15 protein-coding genes, 2 tRNA genes and 1 other RNA gene are annotated in these 15,348 nt (G+C 66.1%); 9 read left to right on the forward strand and 9 right to left on the reverse strand.

The genetic code is table 11. The features are described 5' to 3' along the window. Positions 1–221 precede the first annotated feature (221 nt). The gene (thiE, locus tag A7X12_RS22905; RefSeq protein ID WP_064313768.1) at positions 222–920 is read right to left on the reverse strand and encodes a thiamine phosphate synthase; all 699 of its coding nucleotides are present in this window, start codon (positions 918–920) and stop codon (positions 222–224) included. 149 nt (positions 921–1,069) lie between these two features. Continuing rightward, positions 1,070–1,987: a class I fructose-bisphosphate aldolase gene (locus A7X12_RS22910; protein ID WP_064313769.1), complete on the reverse strand. Its 918-nt coding sequence runs from the start codon at positions 1,985–1,987 to the stop codon at positions 1,070–1,072. A 227-nt stretch (positions 1,988–2,214) separates the two neighbouring features. Between A7X12_RS22910 and A7X12_RS22915 the strand changes: the two genes are divergently transcribed. After that, positions 2,215–2,721 (forward strand): TlpA family protein disulfide reductase, encoded by a 507-nt coding sequence (locus tag A7X12_RS22915; RefSeq protein WP_064313770.1) that lies wholly within the window; start codon positions 2,215–2,217, stop codon positions 2,719–2,721. 148 nt (positions 2,722–2,869) lie between these two features. Here A7X12_RS22915 and A7X12_RS22920 read toward each other — a convergent pair whose 3' ends face one another. The 3 genes from A7X12_RS22920 to tkt all read right to left on the reverse strand — a co-directional run bounded on the left by A7X12_RS22920 (position 2,870) and on the right by tkt (position 7,241). Beyond that, positions 2,870–4,060 carry a phosphoglycerate kinase gene (locus A7X12_RS22920; protein ID WP_064314093.1) on the reverse strand — a complete coding sequence of 397 codons (1,191 nt, stop codon included), beginning with the start codon at positions 4,058–4,060 and terminating at the stop codon, positions 2,870–2,872. 212 nt (positions 4,061–4,272) lie between these two features. After that, on the reverse strand, positions 4,273–5,277 hold the full coding sequence (gene gap / locus A7X12_RS22925) for a type I glyceraldehyde-3-phosphate dehydrogenase (RefSeq protein ID WP_064313771.1): 1,005 nt from the start codon (positions 5,275–5,277) through the stop codon (positions 4,273–4,275). Beyond that, positions 5,274–7,241 carry a transketolase gene (gene tkt / locus A7X12_RS22930; RefSeq protein ID WP_064313772.1) on the reverse strand — a complete coding sequence of 656 codons (1,968 nt, stop codon included), beginning with the start codon at positions 7,239–7,241 and terminating at the stop codon, positions 5,274–5,276. The genes gap and tkt overlap by 4 nt, the downstream gene beginning before the upstream one ends. Between tkt and A7X12_RS26520 the strand changes: the two genes are divergently transcribed. The 5 genes from A7X12_RS26520 (at position 7,232) to A7X12_RS22955 (ending at position 8,880) form a co-directional block, all read left to right on the forward strand. Further along, positions 7,232–7,597 carry a hypothetical protein gene (locus A7X12_RS26520; protein ID WP_232318661.1) on the forward strand — a complete coding sequence of 122 codons (366 nt, stop codon included), beginning with the start codon at positions 7,232–7,234 and terminating at the stop codon, positions 7,595–7,597. The two genes, tkt and A7X12_RS26520, sit on opposite strands and share 10 nt — an antisense overlap. Beyond that, complete coding sequence (locus tag A7X12_RS22940) at positions 7,597–7,926, forward strand: cell division protein ZapA (protein ID WP_064313773.1); 330 nt, start codon at positions 7,597–7,599, stop codon at positions 7,924–7,926. Before A7X12_RS26520 ends, A7X12_RS22940 begins: the two co-directional genes overlap by 1 nt. Before the next feature lie 12 nt (positions 7,927–7,938). Next, a non-coding RNA gene (ssrS, locus tag A7X12_RS22945) (6S RNA) lies at positions 7,939–8,098 on the forward strand. Positions 8,099–8,119: 21 nt separating this feature from the next. After that, a complete protein-coding gene (locus tag A7X12_RS22950) occupies positions 8,120–8,674 on the forward strand; it encodes a 5-formyltetrahydrofolate cyclo-ligase (protein WP_064313774.1) in 555 nt (184 codons plus the stop codon). Further along, positions 8,671–8,880, forward strand: a complete 210-nt coding sequence (locus A7X12_RS22955) for a DUF2842 domain-containing protein (protein ID WP_064313775.1) — start codon at positions 8,671–8,673, stop codon at positions 8,878–8,880. The genes A7X12_RS22950 and A7X12_RS22955 overlap by 4 nt, the downstream gene beginning before the upstream one ends. A 190-nt stretch (positions 8,881–9,070) precedes the next feature. Here A7X12_RS22955 and A7X12_RS22960 read toward each other — a convergent pair whose 3' ends face one another. The 4 genes from A7X12_RS22960 to A7X12_RS22975 all read right to left on the reverse strand — a co-directional run bounded on the left by A7X12_RS22960 (position 9,071) and on the right by A7X12_RS22975 (position 12,312). Further along, positions 9,071–10,738 carry a M28 family metallopeptidase gene (locus A7X12_RS22960; protein ID WP_064313776.1) on the reverse strand — a complete coding sequence of 556 codons (1,668 nt, stop codon included), beginning with the start codon at positions 10,736–10,738 and terminating at the stop codon, positions 9,071–9,073. 83 nt (positions 10,739–10,821) lie between these two features. Then, positions 10,822–10,898: transfer RNA gene (locus tag A7X12_RS22965), tRNA-Asp, on the reverse strand. Positions 10,899–10,968: 70 nt separating this feature from the next. Then, positions 10,969–11,045, reverse strand: a tRNA-Asp gene (locus A7X12_RS22970). Positions 11,046–11,091: 46 nt separating this feature from the next. After that, the gene (locus A7X12_RS22975) at positions 11,092–12,312 is read right to left on the reverse strand and encodes an AI-2E family transporter (RefSeq protein WP_443029321.1); all 1,221 of its coding nucleotides are present in this window, start codon (positions 12,310–12,312) and stop codon (positions 11,092–11,094) included. Positions 12,313–12,441: 129 nt separating this feature from the next. Here A7X12_RS22975 and A7X12_RS22980 point away from each other — a divergent pair, with 129 nt between their 5' ends. From A7X12_RS22980 to A7X12_RS25755, 3 genes are all read left to right on the forward strand, one after another. Then, a complete protein-coding gene (locus tag A7X12_RS22980) occupies positions 12,442–13,908 on the forward strand; it encodes an FGGY family carbohydrate kinase (RefSeq protein WP_064313778.1) in 1,467 nt (488 codons plus the stop codon). Between the two features lie 11 nt (positions 13,909–13,919). Beyond that, positions 13,920–14,654 carry a carbon-nitrogen hydrolase family protein gene (locus A7X12_RS22985; RefSeq protein WP_064313779.1) on the forward strand — a complete coding sequence of 245 codons (735 nt, stop codon included), beginning with the start codon at positions 13,920–13,922 and terminating at the stop codon, positions 14,652–14,654. A gap of 120 nt (positions 14,655–14,774) precedes the next feature. Next, a complete protein-coding gene (locus tag A7X12_RS25755) occupies positions 14,775–15,248 on the forward strand; it encodes a hypothetical protein (RefSeq protein ID WP_157105699.1) in 474 nt (157 codons plus the stop codon). Positions 15,249–15,348 lie beyond the last annotated feature (100 nt).

A 15,348-nucleotide genomic window follows, 5' to 3' on the forward strand; every position in this document is an offset into this window, starting at 1 on the left:
TCGGTGACCGTCGCTGCGTTCCGTTGAAGAGCACCGCGTCGGTGGAGTGGCTTCTATGCGGGAGCTTCCCACCCGTCAACGAGAAAATGAAACTTTCTGTCTTTTTCGTGACAGCGGCCCGGAAAATGGCGGAAATTCGTGGGTTTTGATCGTAGAGGACCGCGGCGGGAATGACCGTTTGATGACCATTCCCGCCGAATCAGCGGCAAATCTCGCCAGAATCAGCCCTGCATCCCCTGAATCGCAGCGAAGGCACGCACCGCTTCGGCTTCATCCCTGCCCCAGACGGCATGGCTGACCGCAAGGAAGTCCGCACCCGCCTGCACCAGCGGGCTTGCATTGGCCGGGGTGATGCCGCCGATCGCCACGCAGGGAATCTCGAACAGCGCCGACCACCAGGACAGGATCACCGGCTCCGGGCGATGCTCGGTCGTCTTGGTGCTGGTCGGATAGAAGGCGCCGAACGCGACATAGTCGGCCCCCGCTTCCCCGGCTTCCATCGCGAGGTGCCGGCTGTCGTGGCAGGTCACGCCGATCTGGACGTTGGGCCCGAGGATCACGCGCGCCTCGCGGGCGTCGCCATCCCCCTGCCCCAGATGCACGCCGTCCGCACCGAGACGCTTGGCGAGACTGACGCTGTCGTTGACGAGGAAGGCGACCTCGGCATCCGCGCAGATGCGCTGCAATGGCTCGGCGAGCTTGGCGGCCTGGTGCTGGTCGACATCCTTTACCCGGAACTGGAAGGCGGCAACGGGGCCGGCATCCAGAGCGCGGCGCAAGCGATCGGCAAAGCCGCCGGTCACGTCGAGCGGCGAGATCAGATAGAGCTGGCAGGGCGGGCGACGATCGTCACGGACGAATTTCTCGGCAAAGCCTTCGAGGTTCGCTTCGTCTTCGAGATCATCGAAGGGGTCGGACATGGAATACTCCGCTGCTGAATGTGGGCGGAACTCTACCGCCTTTGCCGGCGGGCCTTCCACCCCCTGTCCTCCGGGGTCAAGCAGCGGGTGCAGCCGTTATACGGCGGCGCCGTGCGGGACGAACCCCGCCAGCGCCGCCGGGGCAGGTTTCAGGCTTCCTCGCCCTTGTAGATCGCGACCAGCTTGTCGAGCATCGCCAGCGCTTCGGCGCGCGGCCGCTGGAAGGTGTTGCGGCCGATGATTGAACCTTGCCCCCCGCCGGCGAGAATGTCGCGGGCGTCCTGGTACACGGCATCGGCGCCCTTGGCGGCCCCGCCCGAGAAGACGACGATGCGGCGGCCGGCGAAGCAGCTCTGCACGACATGGCGCACCCGATCGCCCTGGTTCGACCAGTCGGTGCCCTCATAGAGCTTCTTGGCCTCGGCCTGTTCGATATTGGCGCTGGGCAGCTTCACCTTGATGATGTGCGCGCCGAGCAGCGCCGCCATGTGCGCGGCATAGGCACCGACGTCGAGCGCCAGTTCGCCGTCCTTGGTCAGCTTGCCGCCGCGCGGATAGGACCAGATCACCGTCGCGATACCGACAGAGGCGGCCTGAGCGCGCATTTCCTTGATCTCTTCCATCATCTCGAACACGCCGTCGGCGCCGGGATAGATGGTGAAACCGATCGCCGAGCAGCCGAGGCGCAGCGCGTCGTCGACGCCACCGGTCACCGCCTGGTCGATGCCCGTCGCCCAGCTGTTCGAGCTGTTCACCTTGAGGATCGTCGGGATCTGGCCGGCGAAGGTGTCGGCACCCGCTTCGATCATGCCAAGCGGTGCGGCATAGGCCGAGAGACCGGCGTCGATCGCAAGCTGGAAATGGTAGTGCGGATCATAGGCGTCAGGGTTCACCGCGAAACTACGCGCCGGGCCATGTTCGAAACCCTGATCGACCGGCAGGATGATCAGCTTGCCGGTGCCGCCGAGCTTGCCCTGCATCAGGATGCGCGCGAGGTTCGCCTTCACGCCCGGATTGTCGGAGCCGTAATTGTCGAGGATCGCTTTGACGGCCGGTGTGATGCCCATGATGTCCCTCTGAATGGTGATACCGAGGGGTCCGTATCGCGCCCCTTCCCTTACGAAAAGGCTGACAACGTTGCCGAGTTGCTGCGGAGCAAAACTATTTCCGCAGCTGCGTAACAGCTCCGTTACCTGCCGAGCGATTGGTATCCCATTGGTAGGATGGCAGGCCCTGATTGACGCGCTGTGCGGCGGCAGTAGCCTGCGGACGGGGCAATAAGGGGGATCGACTCGTGTGGAATAGACGTCGCGTGCTGCAGGGGAGTGCAGCACTGCTATTGCCGGCGGGCCCGGCGCTCGCGGGTCCGCGCCCGAAGCTGGGCGAAGCCGCGCCCGAAGCCGAGCTGACGCTGCTCGACGGGAGCAAGGTGAAGCTGTCCGACATGCGCGGCGATGTCGTGGTGTTCAACATCTGGGCGACGTGGTGCGCACCGTGCCGCCGCGAACTACCGCTGTTGGACACCTATTACGCGATCAACCGCCGACATGGCATGCGGGTCTATGCGCTGAGCACCGAGGACTCGGTACCGCTCTATAAACTGAAGCCGCTGTTCGAGAAGCTGACGATCCAGCCGACGAAGAAGATCAGGGGGCCGTACGGCGCGATCGATGGCGCGGTGCCCTCCAACTATGTGATCGATCGCGCAGGGGTGCTGCGCTACGCCAAGGCCGCGGCGTTCGATCTCGACGACCTGAACCGCGAACTGGTGCCGCTGCTGCGGGAACCGCGACCGGCTTGAGAGCGATCTGATCCTCCCCCGCCAGGGGGAGGTGGCGCCGTAGGCGACGGAGGGGGGGGAGGTCGGCGACCAACTGGCAGGCGTGCCTCCTCCCCCTCCGTCAGGCTGCGCCTGACACCTCCCCCTAAGCGGGGGAGGATTTGGCTGGTCAGCGCGCCAGTGCGGCGACGCCGGGTAGTTCCTTGCCTTCCATCCATTCGAGGAAGGCGCCGCCGGCGGTCGAGACGAAGCTGAACTCACCGCCCACGCCTGCCTGATTCAGCGCGGCCACCGTGTCGCCGCCGCCGGCGACCGAGACGAGCTGGCCTTCCTTGGTAAGCGCGGCCGCGGTGCGGGCGAGCGAGACGGTCGCCGCATCGAACGGCGGGATCTCGAACGCGCCAAGCGGACCGTTCCAAACCAGCGTCTTGCAGGTCTTTAGCACATCAGCGAGCGCCTCGGTGGCGGCGGGGCCGACATCGAGGATCATCTCGTCCGCGGCGACTTCATGGACGTTGACCGTGCGGACCGGCGGGTTGGCGCGGAACTCCTTGGCCACCACCACGTCGTACGGCAGGTGGACGGTGCAGCCTGCGGCATCAGCGGCGTCCAGGATCTCCTCGGCGGTGCCGGTCAGGTCATGCTCGCACAGGCTCTTGCCGACATCGACGCCGCGCGCGGCGAGGAAGGTATTGGCCATGCCGCCGCCGATAATCAGGTGATCGACCTTGGCGACAAGGTGCTTGAGCACGTCGAGCTTGGTCGAAACCTTGGCACCGCCGACCACCGCGGCGACCGGATGCTCGGGCGTACCGAGCGCTTTTTCGAGCGCGTCGAGCTCGGCTTCCATCTGGCGACCGGCGAAAGCGGGAAGCTTGTGCGCGAGGCCTTCGGTCGAGGCATGCGCTCGGTGCGCGGCCGAGAAGGCGTCGTTGACATAGAGGTCACCGAGCGACGCGAAGCGATCGACCACGGCGGGATCGTTCTTCTCTTCCCCACCGAAGAAGCGGGTGTTTTCGAGGAGCGCGATGTCGCCGTCGTTGAGCGTCGCGACCGACGCAGCATCGCCTTCCCAGTCGATATAGCGGACGGGGCGGCCGAGCACCTGCTCGAACGGCTTGACGACCTGCGCGAGCGACAGTTCGGCGCTGGGATTGCCCTTGGGCCGACCGAAATGCGCGAGAACGAGAACCTTGGCGCCCTTGTCTGCGAGTTCGGCAACCGTCTGGATCGCGGCGCGCAGACGCGTATCGTCGGTCACCTTGCCGTCGGCCATCGGCACGTTGAGGTCCTCGCGGACCAGCACCCGCTTGCCGGTGATATCGCCCATGTCGTCGAGCGTCTTGAAAGTGCGCGCCATGCTGAACCCCTCGCGTTTGAATTGCGGCGCGAGCGGCATCCTGATGGCAGAGCGCTCGCAACCTGCGCCCCCCTCCCGCTAGCGGGAGGGGTCGGGGGAGGCGCTGATCCTCGGGCCGATCGCCCGTGCAGCCGTCCTCCCCTCCCCTAATCCCTCCCGCTAGCGGGAGGGATATTTAGAAGCGCCCTCCGCTTACGCGAAGGGCCTTTAGATCAGAACCCCGCCATCACGGTCGCGGTGTCGACCATGCGGTTGGAGAAGCCCCATTCATTGTCGTACCAGCTCACCACGCGGACCAGCTTGCCGTCGATCACCGCGGTTTCCAGGCTGTCGACGGTCGACGAGGCCGGGGTGTGCACGATGTCTGCCGATACGATCGGATCGGCGGTGTAGACCAGCACGCCCTTGAGCGGACCACTCTCCGACGCAGCCTTCAGCACCGCGTTGACTTCCTCGACCGAGGTGTCCCGCTTCGGCATGAAGGTGAGGTCGACGAGGCTGCCGTCCGGCACCGGCACGCGGACGGCCGAACCGTCGAGCTTGCCCTTGAGCTCCGGCAGCACTTCGCCAACGGCGCGAGCGGCACCCGTCGTGGTCGGGATGATCGACATGGCAGCGGCGCGCGCACGGCGCAGGTCCGGGTGGATCTGGTCGAGGATCTTCTGGTCGTTGGTATAGGCGTGGACCGTGGTCATCAGGCCGCGCTCGATGCCGATCGCGTCGTTGAGGACCTTGGCGACCGGCGCCAGGCAGTTGGTTGTGCACGATGCGTTGGAGACGATCGTGTGCTCGGCGGTCAGCTTGTCGTGATTCACGCCGTAGACGACGGTAAGGTCGACATTCTTGCCCGGCGCCGAAATCAGCACCTTCTTGGCGCCGGCGTCGATGTGCTTCTGGGCCGATGCGCGATCGGTGAAGAAGCCGGTGCACTCCAGCACGATGTCGACGCCGTTCTCGGCATGCGGCAGGTTGGCCGGGTCGCGCTCGGCGGTCACCTTGATGCGCTTGCCGTCGACGACGATGTCGTTGCCGTCCGCTTCGACCGTGCCCGGATACTTGCCGTGGACGCTGTCACGCGAGAACAGCCAAGCGTTCGACTTGGCGTCCGAGAGGTCGTTGATCGTGACCAGCTCAAGGCCGCTTTCCGGGCGCTCGAGGATCGCACGTGCCACCAGACGGCCGATACGTCCGAAACCGTTGATCGCAACCTTCGTCATGCCTGTTCTCCGTTCAGCTTAGCGAGGATCTGCGGAACGATGGCGTCCGCAGTGAGTCCGAAATGTTCGTAGAGCTTTAGATAGGGGCCCGAGGCGCCGAAGCTATCGACACCGAAGCGCAAACCATCGTTTCCGGTATAGCGCTCCCACCCGAAGGTGGTGCCCGCCTCGATCGACACCTTGAGCGCATCCGTCGGGAGGATGTCGCGCTTGTAGCTGGCATCCTGCGCATCGAAACGCTCGAAACACGGTACTGAGACGACGTCGGCGCCGATGCCCTGGGCTTCCAAGGCCTCACGCACGGCAACCGCGATCTCGACTTCCGAGCCAGTGGCATACAGCACCACCTTGCGGGGCGCTTCCGCCTCCAGCAGCGCATAGGCACCACGCGCCGAACGGTTCTCGGCCGCTTCGGTGCGCAACTGCGGCAGGTTCTGGCGGCTGAGCGCGATCAGTGCGGGGCCGTCGGTCTTGGCGAGCGCGGCTTCCCAGGCCTCGGCCGTTTCGACGACGTCGCACGGGCGCCACACATCGAGATTGGGGATGACACGCAGGCTCATCAGATGCTCGACCGGCTGGTGCGTGGGGCCATCTTCGCCGAGACCGATGGAATCATGCGTCATCACATAGACGACGCGAGCATGCTGGAGCGCGGAGAGGCGGATCGCGGCGCGGGCGTAGTCGGCGAAGACCAGGAAGGTGCCCCCGTAGGGGATCACGCCGCCGTGCAGCGCCATGCCGTTCATCGCCGCGGCCATGCCGAATTCGCGGATACCGTAATTGAGGTAGCGGCCGCCGTAATTGTCGGCGTCGAGCCGCTGCAGCCCCTTGGTCAGCGTGTTGTTCGAGCCGGTGAGATCGGCCGAGCCGCCGATCGTCTCGTCGAGGATCGCGTTGACCGCCTCCAGCGCCAGCTCGGACGCCTTGCGGGTGGCGACCTTCTGCGGGTTGGCGAGCAGGCTCTGGACATGCGGCTCGAGCAGGTTCGGCTGCACGTCGCCGCGGCGTTCCCAGCCGAGACGATCCGGGTGGGCTGCGAGGCGCTCGGCCCAGGCGGCGTGCGGCGCGGCGCCACGGGCACCGGCGGCGAGCCAGGCGTCGCGGATGTCCTGCGGGATCTCGAACGCCGGGTGATTCCAGCCGAGCGCGGCGCGCGCGGCGGCGACTTCGTCCTTGCCGAGCGGCGAGCCGTGGACCTTGGACGTGCCCTGCTTGTTGGGCGCGCCCCGGCCGATCACGGTGCGGCACTTGACCAGCACCGGCTTGTCGCTGGCGACCGCCTCGTCGAGCGCCCGGACGATGTCCGCCTCGTCATGGCCGTCGCATTCGACGACATGCCAGCCGGTCGCCCGGTAGCGCGCCGGGATGTCCTCGACTGAGGAGAGCGACACCGCGCCGTCGATCGTGATCTTGTTGTCGTCCCACAGCACGATCAGGCGGTTCAGCTTCAGGTGACCCGCGATGCCGATCGCTTCGTGGTTGATGCCTTCCATCAGGCAGCCGTCGCCGGCGATCACCCAGGTCTTGTGGTTGACCAAATCGTCGCCGAACACCGCGTTGAGGTGCCGCTCGGCGATCGCCATGCCCACCGCCATCGCGAGGCCCTGGCCCAGCGGGCCGGTGGTGCACTCGACGCCCGCCAGCTCGAAATTCTCCGGGTGGCCGGCGCAGGGGCTGCCGATCTGGCGGAAGTTCTTGATGTCCTCCAGCGTCGGGCGGGCATAGCCGGTCAGATGCAGCAACGAGTAGAGCAGCATCGAGCCATGGCCGGCCGACAGCACGAAACGGTCCCGATCAGGCCAGGCGGGATCGGCGGGATCGAACTTCAGATAGCGCTGGAAGAGGACGGTCGCGACATCGGCCATGCCCATCGGCATGCCGGGGTGACCCGAATTGGCGGCCTCGACCGCGTCCATGGAAAGCGCGCGGATGGCGTTGGCGCAATCGGCGAAGGATGCTGTCACGTGATATTCCCCGTTTGGTCGCGCACGCCTTTGGAAGCGCCGGGCCGCCACGTCAACCGTCCGGCTGCCCGGTTCCTGCGATGCATTATACCGCGTCGGCCTTGCCGCTGCGGCGATCCATGCTATCCGACGAGACGATGTCCGACCTAGTAGCAGATCGTATCGAACGGGCTCTGAAGCGTATCGAAGTCGCCGCGGCGACCCAGGCCCACGCGCATAACCGGCTCGAGGAGCGAAACGCATTGTTGCGAAGCCGAATCGAGTCGGCGATCTTCGAGCTGGACGCCCTGATCGCGCAGGAGCGCGATGCCGAGCACGAGCCGGAGCCGACCGGGGACGAAGAGGACGAAGCCTGATGGCCGACATTACGCTGCAGGTGGCCGGGCGCAGCTACACGGTCTCCGCGCGCGAAGAAGACATGCCGCACCTTCGCGAACTGGAAGCGCGGATCGCAAGCCATGCCGATGCCGCGATGCGCGCCGGTGGCAGCCAGGGCGGCGAACGCACCCTGCTCTACCTCGCGCTGATCCTGGCCGATGCGCTGGACGAGGCCGAGCGCGCGCCGCCGCCGCCCGCTCCGGCCCCCGTGGCCGCGCCTGCCGTTTCCGACGAATTGCTCGTGCGGGTCGCCGATCGGCTGGAAGCCGTTGCGGCAGCCCTTGAGGAACGCAGCGAACCATCCTAAATAGAGGCGTGACGGGAACTGCCCGGTGCGAGCCTTAGCAATTATCCCTGAGGCTATAATCTTCATCCATGGGAGCTGTCCCTGTGCAGATCCTGGTCTGCAACACATGGTTCCCACCTGACGTTCTGTGCGTCGGTGGATATTCAGGCCAACGGCCCATGGTGGTTCCCGTCACACCGATGCTGCCAACCCGATGCTGAATGAAAAGCCCGCCCTCCGCGCCAGACTGCGTGCAGAGCGCGATCTGTTCGCCTCGCAATCGAGCACCGCGATCCGCGCGCCGGAAGCGTTCGTCGAACGGCTGACACCCGGGATGATCGTGGCGACCTATTGCCCCGTGGGGAGCGAGGCGGACCCGACCCAGCTCGCCGCCGCCGCTGCCGAACGCGGCTGTGCGCTGGCCCTGCCCCATGTGATCGACCGCGCGACGCCGATCCGCTTCCTCGCCTGGCAAATGGGCGCCCCGCTGGTTGCCGGGCCGTTCGGATTGCGGCAGCCGGACCCGTCCAGCCCGGAAATCGCACCTGACGTGATCCTGACGCCGCTGATCGGCTTCGATCCGCGGTTCAACCGGCTCGGCCAAGGCGCCGGCCATTACGACCGCGCCTTTGCCCGCTTCGAGGCTGCATGGCGGGTGGGCGTGGCGTGGTCCGCGCAGGAAGTGCCCGCCCTCCCCGCCGACATCTGGGACGTGCCGCTCCACGCGATCGTGACCGAGCAGGGCATGCGCTGGCACGCCGAACCATGAGCCCGAGCTGGCGCAAGCCTGCCGGCGCGCTGGCGATCGTCGCGCTGATCCTGGTGTGGGTGGTGCTGGTCGCAAGCTTTTCGGGGCAGATCGGGCGCCTGCCGATCCTGGTGCAAACCTTGGTGTATCTGGCGCTGGGGATCGTGTGGATCCTGCCGCTCAAGCCGCTGCTGCGCTGGATGGAGACGGGGCGCTGGCGCCGATGAGCCAGCGCGCCTTTCTCCGAATAAAAAGAGGTATTTCTTAACCTTCTAAAGCGCTTGCTGGATGAATGGCTCCAACGATGATCGACTGATCACGTTCTGGTACGACATCCACTGCCCACGCACTTTGCAGCTGAATGAGAACGACGACATTCTGACTGGTGGTTGATTGCACTAATGGCGCTCAAGCGAATCACCTTGCCGCCCCGTTTCGCTCCCGAATCGCCTTGAACTCGGATCCCGCCTTCCACGTCGGCCAGGCCGACTCATTCGCCAGTTCCGCACCGATCGTGCCGATCAGATCGATATCCTGCACCGCGCCGGCGAGGTTCCAGTCCGGCCCCCAGGCGTCGCACGCCTGATGATAGCACTGGCCGGTATAGGCATCGATCCAAGCCTGTCCGGCCGCGACGCCGCCCTGCTTCAGGTCCGACGCACCCGCGATGCCCATCAGCAGCAGCGTCGGCACGCCCTGCTTGGCAAAGGAGAAATGGTCCGCGCGGTAGAACAGGCCGCGCTCGGGCAGCCCCTCCGGCGTTACCCGACGGCCCTGCGTCGCGGCGACGCGCCCCATGTCGTCCTCCAGCGTGTTCTGGCCCTTGCCGACTAGCACCACGTCGTTGGCGAGGCCCGCCGTCTGCAGGATATCGATGGTGAGGTTCACGACCGTCTTGGCCATCGGTACCACCGGATGCTGGGTATAATAAAGCGAGCCCAGCAATCCGCGTTCCTCGGCCGTCCAGGCCGCGAAGACGATGCTGCGCTTGGGCGGCGGGGCAGCCTTCAGCGCGCGGGCGATCTCCAGCAGGCCGGCGATGCCGAGCGCATCGTCATTGGCGCCCGCACGGTAGATGCGCCCCTTCGCATCGGGCTTCCCGACGCCGTACGCGTCCCAGTGCGCGCCGAACATCACCGCTTCGTCGGGCCGTTCGCTGCCGGGGATCTTGGCGAGGACATTGTAGCTGTCGACCTGCTCGGCCGTCACCGGAACGTCGGCGGTGAAGCGGACGCCTTCGAGCGGCACCGGCCGGAAGCTTGCCTTGCGCGCTTCGATCCGCAGCTTGGCCAGATTGAGTCCGGCGGCGGCGAACAGCCGCGTGGCAGCCCCGCCCTCCAGCCAGCCCTGCAGCGCCACGCTCGTCAGGTCCTCGGGCTTGCGGACGATGTCGTAATTCTCGCCGCCGCTGCTCACCACGACGTTCCAGCCATAGCCGGCACCGGGCGTATCATGGACGATCAGCGCGCCTACGGCGCCGCGCCGCGCCGCTTCTTCGAACTTGTAGGTCCATCGCCCATAATAGGTCATCGTCCGGCCGCCGAACCTGCCGGCGACGGCCTCACCCTTTGCTGCCGCGAAATCCGGATCGTTGACGAGGAACACCGCGACCTTGCCCTTCAGGTCCAGCCCCTTGAAATCGTCCCACTGCCGCTCAGGTGCTGTGACGCCATAGCCGACAAACACCACCGGCGCGTTGGTGATTCGCGCCGCAGCGTCGGGGCGAATCGTGGACACGTAAAGATCCTTGGACTGCTCGACCGGGATCGCGCCTTTCGGGCCGTCAAACTGCAGGGTCTGCGGCATACCAAGGCGGGTGTGCAGCAGCGGGACCTTCTGAAGCCACTGGCCGTCCGGACCGGCAGGCTCCAGCCCCAGCGCCTCGAAGCGCGCGACCAGATAGCCGAGCGTGCGGTCCTCCCCGCGGGTGCCGGGCGCGCGGCCCTCGAACGAATCGGAGGCGAGCGTGCGAACGGTCTGCTCGATTCGCGCCGGGTCGGCAGCGATCTGGGCCGAGGCGGGAAAGGCGGTGGTGGCGAGGAGAAGTGCGGAAAGCGCGAGCGCGCGAGCAGAAGTGCGGATCATCGCAGCGGCTTAGCGCAAATATTGGTGAGGCTGCAAAGGCCAAGGCCAGCGGGCATTCCCTCGTTTCGGGGACATGCACCGCGTGGCGCGAGTGACGGGGCTCGAACCCGCGACCTCCGGCGTGACAGGCCGGCGCTCTAACCAACTGAGCTACACCCGCTTGAAACCAAGCGAGGAAATCTTGGACGGCCAATCGCCGCCGGATTCCATCTGGAGTCCCGCAAGGCGAGTGGCGCGAGTGACGGGGCTCGAACCCGCGACCTCCGGCGTGACAGGCCGGCGCTCTAACCAACTGAGCTACACCCGCTTGAGCCAAGCGAGGAGGCGGGACCTAGCCGCGTGTTTTCGGGCTGTCAACCGGATTGATCGAGGTTCGCGCGACGACGCGAACGATTGTCCGTCGGATCGCGCACCAACGTCCCCTGCTCGAACAGGAATCCGGCGATGTCCGGCTTGCCGGCGGCGTTAAGCACGGTCTGGATGATGATCAGCAGCGGCACCGCCAGCAGCGCGCCGGTGGTACCCCAGACCCAGCCCCAGAAGCTGAGCGAAATCAGGATCATGATCGGGTTGATGGTGAGCCGGTGGCCGACGATCAGCGGGGTAACGACGTTCGCCTCGACGAGGTGGGCAGCGATCATGATCGCCGGCGGCACCATCGCCGTGCCGATATCGGCATAGGACATCAGCCCACCGACCGCGAGCAACAGCGCGGCGATCACCGGGCCGATATACGGGATATAGTTGAGCAGCGCGACGAGGCCGCCCCACATCAGCGGCGTCGGCATGCCCATCAGCCACAATGCGCCCGCGACGATCAGGCCGAGGGTGAAGTTGATCAGCGTGATCGTGCCCAGATAGGCGGAAGTATCGTCCACCACGTCCTGGATCACCCGCGCCGTCGCCATTGCCCCGCCGAAGCTGGAGCGGCTGGTGATCGCGCGGCGGCGCAGCCGGGTCCAGCCGGAAAGGAAGAAGTAGATGACGAGAATCGCGAAAAACATCTCGATGAGCGCCGAAGGAGCTGAGGTGGTGAACAGGTCCATCAGCGACGTCGGCGGCTGGGCGGCTTGCACAACCGGCTGGCGCACGGGCGCCGAGGCGAAGTTGTTCAGCGTCTTGTTCACGAACCGTTCGAGGTTCGAATAGAAGCGGATCAGCGGTTCCAGATTATGCTGAATCTTGGGAATGCTCTCCGGCAACCGCCGGATCCACTGCCAGGCCGGCACGACGATCGAAGCAAGCGCGACGTTCGCCGCGGTGAGGAACAGCAGCACGCAGATGAACGCCGCGATCGGCGCGGGCAACCGGTGCCGCTCCAGCCATTCGAGCAGCGGCACCAGCGCGATCGCGATGACGAGCGATGCGGTCACCGGCAGGAAAAAGCGGGCGCCCGCCTGCAGCGCGAAAGGCAGCGCAAGCACCAGTCCCATGCCGGCAATCAGCACCATCGCGGCCATCAGCCGATCGCGGCGCAGGCTGGGTTCCGGTTCTTCGCCCTCCCATTGCTCGGGCAGATCGCCGGCCAGCAGCGGGTCGGGAAGGTCCCCATCCCCATCTCTATCACCGCCCATCAAGCCCGTACGCTGGTCCACGCGAAATCCCTTTCTGGTACAGTGTAGAGACGCGAGCATGTCGCGGCAATGCGCGGCCCTAACACGGCGCAATTGCGGCGACATCTGTTGCCAGCTAGCCTCATTCTCATGGCCGAATTGCTTCTGGTGATCGACGAGGGAACCACCTCGACCCGAGCGATGCTCTTCACGCCATCCGGCCAATGCGTTGCAAGCAGATCTGCAGAACTGACCCGGCACTATCCGGGACCCGGCCTGGTCGAGCATGATGCAGGCGAGATCTGGCGGCAGAGCCATGCCTGCGCTGCGGCGATGGTCAATCTGGCGGGCGGCCCCAAGCGAATCGCGGCGATCGGCATCACCAACCAGCGCGAGACGGTGGTATTCTGGGACAAGGCGACCGGCGAACCATTGGCCCCCGCGATCAGCTGGCAGGATCGCCGTACGGCCCCCTTGTGCCTGAAGCTGCGCGAAGCGGGCGAGGAACCCGGCATCCAGGCGCGTACCGGCCTGCTGCTCGATCCCTATTTTTCCGGCACCAAGATCGCCTGGGCGATGGAGAACTGGCCACAGCTCAAGGCCGCGGGTGACCGTCTGGCGATCGGCACGGTGGAGAGCTGGCTGGTGTGGAAGCTCACCGACGGACTGCACATCACCGATGCCACCAACGCCTCCCGCACGCTGCTGATGGGATTGGGCAGCGGCGGCTGGAGCGACGGCCTTGTCGACCAGTTTGAAGCGCCGCGCGCCGCGCTGCCGGAAATCGTCGATTGCGCCGGGCGTTTCGGGATGACGCGCATATTCGGCGGCGCGATCCCGATCTGCGGCCTGGCGGGCGACCAGCAATCGGCGACGATCGGCCAGGCCTGCTTTACCCCGGGCGACACGAAGGCGACCTTCGGCACGGGTGCCTTCGTGCTGACCAACGCCGGCACGCTGCAACCGCGCTCGCGGCATCGGCTGCTGGCCACCGTGCTATGGCAGCTCGGCGGACGGCGGACCTATGCGCTGGAAGGATCGGTCTTCGTTGCCGGCAGCCTGGTGCAGTGGCTGCGCGATTCGCTGCAGCTGATCGCCAGCGCCCCCGAGACCGAGACGCTGGCGCGCTCGGTGCCGGACAATGGCGGCGTCTATTGCGTGCCGGCACTGACCGGCTTGGGTGCGCCCTGGTGGGAGCCGGAGGCGCGCGCCGCAATCTCCGGTCTCAGCTTCTCGGTCGGACGGGCGCATATCGTGCGCGCGGCGCTGGAAGCGATGGCGCATCAGAGCCATGATCTCGAGACCGCCTTCGCCGCGGACGGCGCGCAATGGGCTCGGTTGCGGATCGACGGCGGCATGGTGGCCAACGACTGGATCGCGCAAGACCTTGCCGACGTGCTCGCCCTCCCTGTCGACCGCCCGGATTTCGCCGAAACGACGGCGCTGGGCGCGGCGATGCTCGCAGGCTTGGGCTGCGGCATGTTCAACAGCCTGGACGATGCGGTGATGATGCGCGGCACCACACGCACCTTCGAACCGCAGATGGAAGCGGAGGTGCGGACCGCGCGCCTCGCGAGCTGGCACGATGCGATCCGACGCGTGGTTGCCGGCGACTGAACGCTCGGCTCATGCGCATCGCTGCCGTCCAATGCCCCCCGCTGTTCGACGATGCCGAACGCGCGATCGCCACCATCGTCGATCGGCTGCGCTGGGCTGCGGCAGAGGGAGTCGGGCTGGTGCTGTTCCCCGAAGCCTGGCTGCTCGGACATTCCTATGACGCCGCGGTGATCCGGGCGCGGGCTTTGGAAGCACCGCGCGCCTTGGCCCTTCTGCGTGCCCAGGTGCGGGATCTACGCCCCACGTTGGTGATCGGCGCGTTCGAAAGCGTGGGCCGCCGCCTGTTCAACCATGCCCTGGTGATCGAGCGCGGGCAGATCATCGGGCGCTATGCCAAGGCGCATCCCAACGAACCGTCCATCACGCCCGGCACCGCCTTCCCCGTGTTTTCCACAGCCGGCATGCGCTACGGGATCAACATCTGCAATGACGCCAACCATCCGGACGCCGCGGCGCGGCTGGCCGAGCAAGGCGCGGCACTCCTCCTGTATCCGCTAAACAACCTGCTCCGATCGCAGACCGCCGATCGCTGGCGGGAAAAGAGCCTGGCGAATCTCGTTGCCCGCGCGCGGCAGACCGGGTGCTGGGTCGCGTCCGCCGATGTGACCGGAACGGTCGCGGACCACCGAAGCTATGGATGTACCGCCATCGTATCACCGAGCGGCGACGTCGTTGCCCGCATGCCGGAATGGGAGGAGGGCGGCATCATCGCGGACTTGGCAACGGCGCAAGCGGCAAGGACGTGACGGTTTGCGCTTGCTGGCAAACCCCAAAGAAGAACAAACGACGTTTCAAGGTACGCGGGAAGGTTGCGCTTGTCGGCAGACGTTCATGGGCTGGTTGCGGATAGCGGGTACCAATCCCCAATGATCGATACCTATCATGGCACTGCCCGTCTGCTCGATTTCTTGCCTGACGTCGCGCTGCCCCCCGTTTCGCTCTCCGACCTCACCGGCGATACAAGCAAGGGCGGGATTGGCGCCTCTTGGTCGGGGTTGTCACGTCGCGTAGCCGAAGCTTGGGTCGGCCCCGCAAGGGACCTAAGCTGCGGGCAATGCCGTATGCTTGTAGGACAACGCCTCGGATTGCGGTGGCTAGCGCTTCCTGTAGCGACCTTCGCCGCAAGGTACCCGCAGGCTGAATGCGACCTCTACCCGGGAGATTTGACCGTAAGCGCGCTGTTGGCTTGGCGTGATCTCGTCGTCTTCGCGCCGGATGCGACCCGTGTCATGCTCAAATGCGATTTCGGGTGGCTGCGCAATCAGGCGCAAGAGGATGTGTCTGCTGGCAGCATCCTCGCGCATGCGGTTCAAGCCCTGGATGGCGCGGCGCGTGCGTAGTTGTCCGCTGGCGCGGCCGGAAGCAGGCTGGCACCGCTCTTCCCGAACGAAGGGGGAGCTTCGACTACCCCGTTGCATCGAACGGCCGAGAATATGTGAG

It is taken from the genome of Sphingomonas sp. TDK1 (genome assembly GCF_001650735.1).
Taxonomy (GTDB): Bacteria; Pseudomonadota; Alphaproteobacteria; order Sphingomonadales; family Sphingomonadaceae; genus Sphingomonas.